The organism is Pseudomonas sp. (assembly GCF_049653025.1).
Classification (GTDB): Bacteria; Pseudomonadota; Gammaproteobacteria; order Pseudomonadales; family Pseudomonadaceae; genus Aquipseudomonas.
Genome location: NZ_JBASFM010000016.1, coordinates 127,170 through 138,490, shown reverse-complemented (window position 1 = coordinate 138,490; position 11,321 = coordinate 127,170). Strand labels below are relative to the sequence as shown.

Annotated in this window: 11 protein-coding genes; 8 read left to right on the top strand and 3 right to left on the bottom strand. The window is 54.6% G+C overall.

Going from position 1 to position 11,321, the window contains the following annotated elements:
- Window positions 1–83: 83 nt before the first annotated feature.
- Together WBK23_RS12445 and galU are read left to right on the top strand one after the other, a co-directional pair.
- Window positions 84–1,445, top strand: a complete 1,362-nt coding sequence (locus WBK23_RS12445) for a UDP-glucose dehydrogenase family protein (RefSeq protein ID WP_424484258.1) — start codon at window positions 84–86, stop codon at window positions 1,443–1,445.
- Between the two features lie 44 nt (window positions 1,446–1,489).
- Complete coding sequence (gene galU / locus WBK23_RS12440) at window positions 1,490–2,329, top strand: UTP--glucose-1-phosphate uridylyltransferase GalU (protein ID WP_424484257.1); 840 nt, start codon at window positions 1,490–1,492, stop codon at window positions 2,327–2,329.
- Between the two features lie 52 nt (window positions 2,330–2,381).
- On the opposite strand, the gene WBK23_RS12435 is transcribed toward galU, so the two are convergent.
- On the bottom strand, window positions 2,382–2,804 hold the full coding sequence (locus WBK23_RS12435) for a VOC family protein (RefSeq protein ID WP_424484256.1): 423 nt from the start codon (window positions 2,802–2,804) through the stop codon (window positions 2,382–2,384).
- A 92-nt stretch (window positions 2,805–2,896) separates the two neighbouring features.
- Between WBK23_RS12435 and gorA the strand changes: the two genes are divergently transcribed.
- From gorA to WBK23_RS12410, 5 genes are all read left to right on the top strand, one after another.
- Window positions 2,897–4,255 carry a glutathione-disulfide reductase gene (gene gorA, locus WBK23_RS12430; RefSeq protein ID WP_424484255.1) on the top strand — a complete coding sequence of 453 codons (1,359 nt, stop codon included), beginning with the start codon at window positions 2,897–2,899 and terminating at the stop codon, window positions 4,253–4,255.
- Window positions 4,256–4,262: 7 nt separating this feature from the next.
- On the top strand, window positions 4,263–4,928 hold the full coding sequence (locus WBK23_RS12425; protein WP_424484254.1) for a trimeric intracellular cation channel family protein: 666 nt from the start codon (window positions 4,263–4,265) through the stop codon (window positions 4,926–4,928).
- Between the two features lie 234 nt (window positions 4,929–5,162).
- Window positions 5,163–6,983: a transposase gene (locus WBK23_RS12420; protein ID WP_424484253.1), complete on the top strand. Its 1,821-nt coding sequence runs from the start codon at window positions 5,163–5,165 to the stop codon at window positions 6,981–6,983.
- Window positions 6,976–7,836 (top strand): TniB family NTP-binding protein, encoded by an 861-nt coding sequence (locus tag WBK23_RS12415; RefSeq protein WP_424484252.1) that lies wholly within the window; start codon window positions 6,976–6,978, stop codon window positions 7,834–7,836. The genes WBK23_RS12420 and WBK23_RS12415 overlap by 8 nt, the downstream gene beginning before the upstream one ends.
- A 2-nt stretch (window positions 7,837–7,838) precedes the next feature.
- A complete protein-coding gene (locus WBK23_RS12410) occupies window positions 7,839–8,885 on the top strand; it encodes a TniQ family protein (protein ID WP_424484251.1) in 1,047 nt (348 codons plus the stop codon).
- A 13-nt stretch (window positions 8,886–8,898) separates the two neighbouring features.
- Here the strand turns inward: WBK23_RS12410 and WBK23_RS12405 are convergent, their stop codons facing one another.
- On the bottom strand, window positions 8,899–9,108 hold the full coding sequence (locus WBK23_RS12405; RefSeq protein ID WP_424484250.1) for a hypothetical protein: 210 nt from the start codon (window positions 9,106–9,108) through the stop codon (window positions 8,899–8,901).
- A gap of 39 nt (window positions 9,109–9,147) precedes the next feature.
- On the bottom strand, window positions 9,148–10,152 hold the full coding sequence (locus tag WBK23_RS12400; protein ID WP_424484249.1) for a DNA-binding protein: 1,005 nt from the start codon (window positions 10,150–10,152) through the stop codon (window positions 9,148–9,150).
- Between the two features lie 181 nt (window positions 10,153–10,333).
- Between WBK23_RS12400 and WBK23_RS12395 the strand changes: the two genes are divergently transcribed.
- Window positions 10,334–11,293 (top strand): site-specific integrase, encoded by a 960-nt coding sequence (locus WBK23_RS12395; protein ID WP_424484248.1) that lies wholly within the window; start codon window positions 10,334–10,336, stop codon window positions 11,291–11,293.
- Window positions 11,294–11,321: the final 28 nt, after the last annotated feature.

Genomic DNA, 11,321 nt, shown 5'->3' with positions numbered 1-11,321 from the left:
GTCACCTGAGTGTCTTGTCCATGTCATACGCCTGCCACTTGCTTTAGCTGCAATCGCTGCAACTCATAAAGGAGTAGGCAGCGATGCGGATTTGCGTGATCGGAGCAGGCTATGTAGGGCTGGTAGCGGCGGCATGTTTTGCCGAAATGGGTAACCGCGTTATCTGCGTCGAGCGTGATACCGCGCGTTTAGCCCGACTGACGCGCGGGCAGTCGCCAATTTACGAGCCGGGCCTTGAGGCCATGCTGCAAACCCACTTGAGCAGCGGTCAGCTGAGTTTTAGCCAGCAGTTGAGCGCCGGCATCAGCCAAGCCGAGATCGTATTTATCGCCGTGGGTACGCCAAGCGGGGAGGATGGCTCGGCTGATCTGTCGCACGTGCTAGCGGTCGCCGATGAGCTGGGCGAGCGGCTTGAACACGCCTGCATTGTGGTGAACAAATCAACCGTACCGGTGGGGACGGCAGAACGTGTCGCGCAGCGTATCAATACGCGCCTGAACACCCGTGGCAAGCGCTTCAAGGTGACGCTGGCGAGCAATCCCGAGTTTCTCAAGGAAGGTTCGGCCATCGACGATTTCATGCGCCCGGACCGGGTGATCGTCGGCTGTGACGATGCCGCCGCGAGCGAAACGCTGCGCCGCCTGTACGCGCCATTTCTGCGTAATCATGAGCGCTTGCTGTGCATGAGCCTGCGCGCGGCGGAGTTCAGCAAGTACGCCGCCAATGCCTTTTTGGCCACTAAAATCTCCTTTATCAATGAAATGGCCAGCCTGTGCGCACGCCTGGAGGTCGATATCGAGGAGGTGCGCCGTGGCATCGGCAGTGACAAGCGCATTGGCACGCACTTTATCTACGCCGGCTGTGGCTATGGCGGTTCGTGCTTCCCTAAGGATGTGCGGGCCCTGATTCGCTGCGCAGAGCAGGAAGGCATTGAACCTGGCATCCTGCGCGCAGTCGAAGCCCGTAACGCGCTACAGAAGACGTTATTGTTTCAGTCACTGCGTGAGCATTTTTCCGGTTATTGGCAAGGGCGGGTGGTGGCGCTTTGGGGCTTGGCGTTTAAGCCTGGCACCGATGATCTGCGTGAAGCGCCGAGCCTGGTTCTACTGGATGCCTTGTTGGCAGTCGGTGTCACCGTTCAGGCGTGCGACCCGGTTGCCACAGCAGCTCTGGCAGAGCGCTATAGCCAGGCTGTGGGTAGCGGCCAGCTGCGCTTGAGTACATCGCCGTACAGCGTTGTCGAAGGTGCGGATGCACTGGTGCTGGTTACCGAGTGGAAGCAGTTCCGTCAGCCCGATTTTGTCCGTATTCGCGGTTTGATGCGCATGCCTGTGCTGTTTGACGGACGCAATATCTACGATGCCGCACAGTTGGCCGAGCTGGGTTTTCTTTACCGAGGCATTGGCCGGCCTGCGCAGGGGCATTGTAAGGCCAGTGCAGCCTGATAAACTGCGCACGCGATTTTCACCCCATCTTCCCAAGGTTTCCCATGATCAAGAAATGCTTGTTCCCTGCAGCCGGTTACGGCACCCGCTTTCTGCCAGCTACCAAGGCCATGCCCAAGGAAATGCTGCCGATTGTGAACAAGCCGCTGATTCAATACGGCGTTGAAGAGGCCCTGGAAGCTGGGTTGACGGAAATTGCCATGATCACCGGCCGCGGCAAGCGCGCGCTGGAAGACCACTTCGATATCAGCTACGAGCTTGAGCACCAGATTCGCGACACCGACAAGGAAAAATACCTGGTCGGTATCCGCCGTCTGATCGACGAATGCAGTTTCTCGTACACCCGTCAGGTGGAAATGAAAGGCCTGGGCCACGCGATTCTCTGCGGTCGCCCGCTGATTGGTGACGAGCCGTTCGCCGTGGTTCTGGCGGACGACCTGTGCCTGAATCTGGAAGGCGACGCCGTGCTGACGCAGATGGTCAAGCTGTACAACCAGTTCCGCTGCTCGATCGTGGCGATTCAGGAAGTGCCACCCGAAGAAACTCATAAATATGGCGTGATCGCCGGTGAGATGATCCGCGATGACATCTATCGCGTGCACAGCATGGTCGAGAAACCCAAGCCGGAAGACGCGCCGTCGAACCTGGCGATCATCGGCCGCTATATCCTTACCCCGGACATTTTCGAGCTGATCGAGCAAACCGAACCCGGCAAAGGCGGCGAAATCCAGATCACCGACGCGCTGATGAAGCAGGCGCAGAATGGCTGCGTGATGGCTTACAAATTCAAAGGCAAGCGCTTCGATTGCGGTGGCGCTGAAGGCTATATCGAGGCCACCAACTTCTGCTTCGAGAACCTCTACAAGACCGGCAAGGCTTACTGAGTCCTGCTCGCCAGCGTTGCCCACGCAGCCACCTTCGGGTGGCTGTGTGCATTCAGGGCAATGGCAGCGCCTCGCTGCCCGGACCAAGCGGTTGGCCGTAACTGAACTCCACATAGTTGCCGGCCGGGTCGCGCAGGCCGCAATAATAGCCAACCGGATAGGGTTCATCCCGGGGCTCCCAGATCAGGCAGCCGGCCGTTCTGGCCTGCGCCGCCACGGCATCGACCTGGTCGCGACTGCTCAGGGCAAAACCGAAGTGGCTGTAGTCATCGGCGGTCAGCTGGCGGTTTTGCCCACCTGGCATGATCACGAAGATAAAGCTGTGCTCTTTTCCCGCTTCAGCCATCCAAACAATCCGCGAGCCTTTACCCGCGCGCTCGTGGATAACTCGCATGGCGCAAAAACGCTGGTAAAACGCCACACACGCATCCAGATCCGGTACATGCAGGGCCAGGTGGGTAAGGGTAGGGCGCATGTCGGTTCTCCTCTGCCTGTGTTCAAGTTTAGCCGCCGCGCAGCGTTAGGCTGCGTTTAGGTTATGCTGGCCGCCTGTTCTGGAGGCTGAAAATGACCTACGACTTCGACCTGTTTGTGATCGGTGCCGGTTCCGGCGGTGTACGCGCGGCGCGCTTTGCTGCGGGCTATGGCGCACGCGTGGCGGTTGCCGAAAGCCGCTACCTGGGCGGCACCTGCGTCAATGTTGGCTGCGTGCCGAAGAAGCTACTGGTCTACGGTGCACACTTCGCCGAAGACTTCGAGCAGGCGCAGGGGTTTGGCTGGTCACTGGGCGATGCATCCTTCGATTGGACAAGCCTGATCGCCAACAAAAACCGCGAAATCGAACGCCTCAACGGCATCTATCGCAACCTGCTGGTAGGCAGTGGCGTGACCTTGCTGGAAGGGCACGCGCACATTATTGACGACCACAGTGTCGAACTCGCCGGCCAACGCTACAGCGCCAAACACATTCTGATCGCCACCGGTGGCTGGCCACAAATCCCCGAAATTCCGGGGCATGAGCACGCCATTGGCTCGAATGAAGCCTTCTTTCTCAAGCAGCTGCCCAAGCGTGTGCTGGTGGTTGGCGGCGGCTATATCGCCGTGGAGTTCGCCTCGATCTTCCACGGTTTAGGGGCTCAGACCTCGTTGCTCTATCGTGGCGAGCTTTTCCTGCGCGGCTTCGACCATGCGGTGCGCAAGCACCTGCAGGAAGAACTGAGCAAGCGCGGCATGGATCTGCAGTTCAACAGCGATATCGAACGCATCGACAATCAAGCCGACGGCAGCCTGCAGGCCAGGCTCAAAGACGGTCGTGTGCTTGAAGCGGACTGTATTTTCTACGCCACCGGGCGCCGGCCCATGCTGGATAACCTGGGTCTGGAGAACACCTCCGTCGAACTCGACGCGCGTGGTTTTATCCAGGTCGACGAGCAATACCAGACCACCGCACCCTCGATTCTGGCCATCGGCGATGTGATCGGTCGCGTACAGCTCACGCCCGTCGCGCTGGCCGAAGGCATGGCGGTAGCGCGGCGGCTGTTCAAGCCGGAGCTATACCGCAAAGTCGATTACCGGATGATTCCCACCGCCGTGTTCAGCCTGCCAAACATCGGCACGGTCGGGCTCAGCGAGGAGCAGGCAAGGGAGGAGGGGTATGACGTCAGCGTCTATGAAAGCCGTTTCCGCCCGATGAAATTGACACTCACCGAATGCCAGGAACGCACCCTGATGAAACTGGTGGTGGATACGGCAACCGACCGTGTACTGGGCTGCCACATGGTGGGCCCGGAAGCCGGCGAAATCATTCAGGGCCTGGCGGTTGCACTGAAAGCCGGCGCAACCAAGCAGCTATTCGACGAAACCATTGGCGTGCACCCGACTGCTGCCGAAGAGTTTGTCACCATGCGCACGCCCGTCGCGCCCTGAGGTCAGCATGGCTCAACTGTTCTACCTGGCCGACCTGTTTGGCGTCGCAGTTTTCGCCATTACCGGCGCCTTGATGGCCGGACGAAAGTCCATGGACCTGTTCGGCGTACTGGTGATTGCGGTCATCACGGCGCTGGGCGGCGGCACCTTGCGCGATGTGATTCTGGACAACCATCCGGTCAGCTGGATTCGTAACGACAGCTACATCGTCATCGCCTCGCTGGCCGCAGTCGGGACAGTGCTGTGGGTACGCTTGACCCAGCCGATTCATGAGAAAGGCCTGCTGCTTGCCGACGCCTTCGGCCTGGCCGTCTTTACCGTGATCGGCACGGAGGTCGCCATGCAGCACAACGTGCCGCACAGCACGGCAGTGATCATGGGCGTAATGACCGGGGTCGCCGGTGGCGTGATGCGCGATGTTATCTGCAACGAGATCCCGCTGATCTTCCAGAAGGAAATCTACGCCACGGCCTGCATTGCAGGTGCGCTGGTATTTATCGGCTTACGCGGTTTTGATACGCCGCACTGGCTGGATACCGGCATCGCCATGCTGACAGTGCTGATGATTCGCCTGGCAGCGATCCGCTGGCATATTTCGTTGCCACGGTTCCATCTGCTGGATAGACACCGTGATACGCCTGATCAAAAAGTACACTGTCAAAAACTGAAGTAAAACAGTGACATAAACCACCGCCAGAATGAAAAGTAGACAAAAATTGGCAGAATCCCGCCTGTAGTCTACTTTTCAGCTATTCCCTAAATTCTTGATGAGTTTCAGCCTGACACTTCAGATTGGCAGGCTGGAATTTACGCTATCTATGCCTTCCTTGCACATTTCCTAGACTTCATATCTATAACCTTTGCACCGGTTAAGCCTGCTTGCGTGTCAAAAGAGTGAGAATAGGTTGTGGTAGATAAACTGAGCCGCGGAGAGCTTGTTGTGGCGAGGGGTAAACTCGCCAGAGTCCAACAAGAATTCAGTCACCAGAATATTAGAGTCAAGATATGCGCCACTAAAGAAGTCTTAATGGTGGCGAGGCGTGATATTGAAAAAATTGATGAGGTTGAGATTTTACAGGCGGAGTCTTCAATTGAGGCGAGTTTGATAAACTGTACTACCGAGCAACTATCCCTTGCGGCAGATCGGTTCAATATCATCAAGACCTGGCGAGCAGGCAAACTACCGATCGCTGAGGCATGTTCCATACTAAATATTTCAAAAAGCTTTTTTTACAAGTTAAATCGGAAATTCAATGAAGAACTAGGCCCTATCTCGATTGTGCTTGGTAAAAGAGGCATGAAGGAGGGAGTCACACGCCTAAGCGAGGCGGTTGAAACCATCATTGATGAAGCAACTAAGAAGATTTATAACTCAACAGGGGCTAGCTACAGCAAAGTTTGGGTAGAGGTCGATGTTGTCTGCCGTGAACAAGGTATTCCCTCACCCTGCAAGGATACAGTTTTGCGGCGAGTGAAGACCATAATGCCAGAAAAGAAGCGCGTGCGAACAAAGCATGGCAGCGACGTGGCGTCACAAAAATACTCCGCGCGCCCCGGTAAAATTAATCTCGATAGACCCTTGCAATGGGTGCAGATGGATCACACCCTAGTCGACATAATATTGCTTGCCGATGATCGAATTAACGTAATTGGCCGCCCATGGTGGACAGTATTAATTGATGTTAAGACAAGAGTTATTCTCGGATACTACCTTAGTCTTCACGTGCCATCAGCGACTTCAGTAGCTTGTGCGTTGACCCATAGTGTCCTGCCTAAGTCTACTTTTGTAACCAAAGTCGGTTTAACACTGGAGGATTACCCGTATTATGGAAAGCCCGAAGTTCTGCACATGGATAATGCTGCGGAGTTTACAAGCCCGAAATTCAAGGCGGGGTGCGCTGCTTTTGATATTCACCCAGAGTACCGACCTATTGGGAAGAAGCATTACGGTGGGCATGTTGAGTCACTGATCGGAACCTTTATGACAACGAAGGTCCATTTGTTGAAAGGGACAACGATGTCTAATACGGTGGCGCGCGGAAAGCTTGATAGCGATAGAGCCGCCACTATGACCTTTTCTGACTTTGCGCGGTGGTTCGCACAAGAAGTTACGGTATATCACTCAACTATTCATAGCGAACTTGGCACTAGTCCTCGACAAGCATGGACGGAGTATTTTGCTCCGAATGGAGGCGTTCCGTATCCGCCGAGAATTTCTGACCCCGAACAACTTAGGCTTTACTTTATGCCTGAAGAAACTCGAATGATCAATCCGTACGGAATCTGTCTTCATGGCAACATCTATTGGGATCCAGTCTTGACGGCACATGTTGGCACCGCCAATGCTATTATTAAATTTGATCCGTTTAATTTAAATGAGATATGGGTAAAGTTGAACGGTAGATTTAGTTCTATTCGCCTTTCTGATTTAACTTTGCAAGTTCAAAGCTTAGAGGAGTACCGCGCAAGCAAGTTCTTCAGGCTTCCTGTCCGGGTCGGGGCAATTGATGATGATGTTGGGCGCTCAGCTTATAGAGAAAAACAAAAGATTGAGAAGCAGAGTGCCTCTCTAACACGAAAGGCTAGGCGCCAGCAGGCTGCCGAAAAAGAGTATCAACAGGCATATCCGCGGCCTATTATCGACTACCTGTCACCTAGACAGCCCCCAGATAAACCAGACTATTCAGTTGCTCCTAAACGCTTCTCACGTGAGGACGGAAATGAATAGCGATCATGTTAGGCCCGATGTACAGAAATTCATACATGCTGATATCAGCACTCGGATCAGTGCCGTGCAGCAAGAGCTTTGGATTGATAATAATTCAAGCGAAGCTGTTTTTCGAATTATGAACAACATCCATGCCGTACCTGATCGGCTTAGCGCGCCTGCGCTCCTTGTAGTTGGACCTGGTGGCTCTGGAAAGACCGCCATAATCTCCAGAATACCTCAGCGCGTTAACGGTAGCGAGGGACTCATGTTCATTTCCATGGCCGAGTCCCCGGAACTACATGTAAAGAAGAATCTCAGAGCTGAATTTGCCCAAGCTTTAGGCATCCCCCTAATGCCTAGGAGCGGCTCTAAAAGTGGATCAGAATTCCCAAACGAGATTCGAGAGGTGATTCGACTAAGAAAGATATGGGGTGTGGTAATAGACGAATTTCACGATGCGCTGCTTCGCTCCAAGCAAGAGCAGAGAGTTAATATGTCCATTTTAAAAAAACTGCTTGGCTCAGAATATGGTTTGAAATTGTTCTGCTTTGGCACGGTAAGCGCGCGGAATGCGTTGCGATCAAACGATGAGTTTAAAAGGCGTTTTCATGAAGTAATCCTCAAAGATTGGACTGAGGACGAGGGATTCAGGGCCTTTTTGTTCGAGATCGAAGAGTCACTGCCATTAAAACAACCATCTCACCTGTACTCCGAGGCGATGGTAAAAGCCATATTATCCATCACAAATGGTCGAATGGATAAAACGCTTGAAATAATCAGAAGTGCTGCCTGCTACGCGATAAAGCTAGGAGTCGAGCAGGTGAACATAGATATGTTGCAGCGAGCGAACATGAACCCGTGGGGGTACTAGGCATGGGCATGCTATTTTTTGGCCTGCCTGCTGCGGGTGTAGACGAAACCCTTTCTTCGTGGCTATTTCGCTGTAGCGTCAACCGCCATGTTCAGAATTTCAAGCGCATTGGGCTTTCTGAGAAACCTACTAGTTGGTGGGAGGGGCTGGAATTTAAATCTATTGATCCAGATGTTGATTATTTAGAGGCCAGTAAACGCTTTGCTCGAAATATGAGCATTTCGCTTTATGAGAATTTGGAACAATTTTTTTCGTTCAACAGAAACGATGTAGTTGATTGGAGGTACCGTCGTTTCTTCTGTCCAGAATGCCTCAGGGCCGATGTGGCGAATGGTCAATTGCCGATATGGAGAAAGAGCTGGTGTTATGCACACTCCTCAATTTGTCTGATGCACGGAAAGCATCTAGAATCGTTGAGTGATGCGTCAAGGTATTCGAAGGCGTGGGAAGCTTTTACTAATATTTGTAATTCTGTCCCACGGGGAGATACTGGTGTAGGGTGGAGAGGAGGAGGATTCTGGTCCGCTACTGCTTCTAGAGTTGAGGGTTCCATGATCAACTATGTTGGCGGCGAACGCACCATTCAGCAGGAACTATTTAATAAGTTATTTGGAATTTTTCTTCAAGCCCCCTATCGTAATGGTCGGGGAGGAGCAGCGCGAATTCACTTTTATACAGAGAAAGGTATTCGATTCGCCGCACCTGCTTCTCTAGAACACAGCTTCTCAATCGGCCCATCTACTGCTGATCCTTCTAGTCGAATCGGAAGCTTCGTACTGGCCGCAATACTGCTCGATGCCCTTCCTCTTTCGAGATACTCTTTAATTACAAAGATGTTTGAGGATGGACGGAGTGGCGTAGTTCTGCCGAGAGATATTCATCTGGCTGCGGCATTTCCCTCTGTCGACAGAGCGGGCTATCAAGCTCTTCGAAGGATGCTTGGATATGTTCCCAAGGGGAGGTTCCCGCTTCTGGATAGACACCTCCAACTGCAACAAGATCGATATGTTCGAGATGGGACATTTGACGGCCATTCTCTTGGAGGCTAGCAGTGGTAGAATTTCAGGTCTTGTTCGCTATCTTGTCGCGCGATTCCTTCTCCGACTTTTCAAGCTCATGCTGGAAAGCTTCATCGAGCAGGCTCGGTTTCTTCTTCCAAGGCTTTTTGTTGGACTCGATTTGCGCGGCATAGAGAACAACCTCACCGCCGGTGCCTTCATATTCCTCTGCCTTGCGTGCGAGGATCGCTCGCAGTTCGTCTTTTGTTGGCATTGATACTCCTATTGCGGGTAGACACCTAGGCAGTAGCCTTCACTCGCTCGTTTCAGGCGCTAATCCATTTTCTGACGGCGATACCTTCGCAAGAAAATTTAATTGGTCAGTAATTTCGGCTAGCCGTTCTTGCAGGTCCTGTACTTGCTGTGTTTGCGCTGTGCAGGCTTCATCCAACCGAGTCACTTCTCCCTGTAGGGCCTGGCGTTGCTGTTCGAGTGTTTCATTCGTACGCCCCATGCTAGCCAGTGTGCTCTGAGCGTTTTCCAGCGCCTGACTCCTCTGCGCGAGAAGCTGCTCCAGCGCACGCTGATCTTTCTGCTGTTGTCGCGCCTCGGTGAGTAGTCGTGCGTTGTCACGGTTCAGCTGTGTCAGCTCGTCATGCTTAATCATCAGCGTTTGTTGCAGTTGGCGTATCTCGGCCTGAAGCTGGCTGGCCTGGGTTTCATGACGGCGCTGCTCTTGTTCTCGCTGTTCCTTGCTGGCCTGGCGGTAATGCTCCATGCCGTCACGAGCGTGCTGATGCATGTCTTCAAGCGATTGAATGCGCTCATCGCGCTCCTTGACGCGTACCTCCAGATCCCGCAGGGATTGAACCATTCGAGCGTTGTCGATTTCGACCGTTTGCCGCTGTTGCTGCTCCTGGAGAACCAACTCCTGGGCCGCTTGCAGCTGTAGAGCCAGGCCCGAGCACTGTGATTCGAGGTTTCGCATCCGAGGCTCGAGTACGGCCGATTGCTGCTGTACTGCCGTGCGCTCGCGCAGCAACGCTTCGTGGGCCTGGGCCACGGACTGTTGCGCTTCTTGCCTCAATTGATCCAGCAGATGGCCGACTAGGTTCGTCAGCGGTCCGCTCAACGCATCTCCCGGCAAGGCCGGCTCGCTCTCGGCCTCCAGCTCCTTCAGGTACCGGTGGATAGTGCTCTTGGAGCCCGTGTTGCCCAGCTCGATACGCACCGCATCAATACTGGGGTGGACGCCGCGGGCGAGGAGGTCATTCCGCGCTTTCTTCACGACAGCTTTGTTGATTCCACCACGGGCCATAACGAGGACTCCTAACGATTTCGTTCTGTGGTACATACCATGTAGATACATAGCACTTTATCAAGAATTTCCCTTCTTTTCTGCCAATAATCTAGAATTGGGTAATCATGAATTATCCAATGTGAGTCGGCTTTTTTGTCGTTCGACAGCCGCTCACCGGTACACCAAGGGGAATGCGGCGATGAGCCAGGCGATCGAGCGGTACCTGCAGGCCGGAACGCGAGCCAACACCCGGCGCAGCTACCAGCAGGCGCTCGAACACTTCGAAGTCACCTGGGGCGGCTTTCTGCCGGCGACCAGCGATGCCATCGTGCGCTACCTGGTCGATCACGCCGCCACGCTGTCCAGTAACACCCTCAAGCTGCGCCTGGCGGCACTGGCGCAGTGGCACGTCAGCCAAGGCTTCCCCGATCCGACCAAGACCCCATTGGTTCGTCAGATTCTCAAGGGCATTCGTACGCTGCATCCGCGTCAAGAGAAGCAGGCTGAACCACTGCAATTACGCCAACTCGAGCAATGCGTGCTGTGGCTGGAGCAGGCTGAGGGGAGAGCACGAGCGGAGGACGACTGGCCGCGGTTGCTACGCTGTTGCCGCGATCGTGCGTTGATGCTGATTGGCTTCTGGCGGGCGTTTCGCAGCGATGAGCTGTGCCGCCTGCACGTCGAACACATCCAGGTGCGGACCGGGGAGGGCATGCAACTGTTCCTGCCCTGGAGCAAAGGTGATCGCGACAACCAAGGCCAGACCTTCAACGCCCCGGCGCTGGCCAGGCTGTGCCCAGTACAAGCCTACGTCGACTGGATCAGCGTGGCGGGCATAGCTCGAGGGCCGGTATTCCGTGGAATTGATCGCTGGGGGCACTTAGGTGAGCAGGGCTTGCACCCAAATAGCGTTGCCCCACTCATGCGCGCCGTACTGCAGGCGGCAGGGCTGCCTTCGGAGCTGTACAGTAGCCACTCGCTGCGCCGCGGGTTTGCCACCTGGGCCACCCGCAGCGGCTGGGATCTCAAAGCGCTGATGCAGTACGTAGGCTGGAGCGATGGGCAATCGGCCTTGCGCTATGTCGAGAGCACAGGGGTGTTCCCTGGGCAGCTGAGTGCGCTACAACACATCTCAAACTGGCCCGAGGGACTGCCATAAGACCGCCTTCCGCGGCCCCGATCCGCAC

Excerpts from the sequence above, each read along its gene's own strand:
- WBK23_RS12445 (WP_424484258.1), top strand. The coding sequence starts at position 84 with ATGCGGATTTGCGTGATCGGAGCAGGCTATGTAGGGCTGGTAGCGGCG.
- galU (WP_424484257.1), top strand. The coding sequence starts at position 1,490 with ATGATCAAGAAATGCTTGTTCCCTGCAGCCGGTTACGGCACCCGCTTT.
- WBK23_RS12435 (WP_424484256.1), bottom strand. The coding sequence starts at position 2,804 with ATGCGCCCTACCCTTACCCACCTGGCCCTGCATGTACCGGATCTGGAT.
- gorA (WP_424484255.1), top strand. The coding sequence starts at position 2,897 with ATGACCTACGACTTCGACCTGTTTGTGATCGGTGCCGGTTCCGGCGGT.
- WBK23_RS12425 (WP_424484254.1), top strand. The coding sequence starts at position 4,263 with ATGGCTCAACTGTTCTACCTGGCCGACCTGTTTGGCGTCGCAGTTTTC.
- WBK23_RS12415 (WP_424484252.1), top strand. The coding sequence starts at position 6,976 with ATGAATAGCGATCATGTTAGGCCCGATGTACAGAAATTCATACATGCT.
- WBK23_RS12410 (WP_424484251.1), top strand. The coding sequence starts at position 7,839 with ATGGGCATGCTATTTTTTGGCCTGCCTGCTGCGGGTGTAGACGAAACC.
- WBK23_RS12405 (WP_424484250.1), bottom strand. The coding sequence starts at position 9,108 with ATGCCAACAAAAGACGAACTGCGAGCGATCCTCGCACGCAAGGCAGAG.
- WBK23_RS12400 (WP_424484249.1), bottom strand. The coding sequence starts at position 10,152 with ATGGCCCGTGGTGGAATCAACAAAGCTGTCGTGAAGAAAGCGCGGAAT.
- WBK23_RS12395 (WP_424484248.1), top strand. The coding sequence starts at position 10,334 with ATGAGCCAGGCGATCGAGCGGTACCTGCAGGCCGGAACGCGAGCCAAC.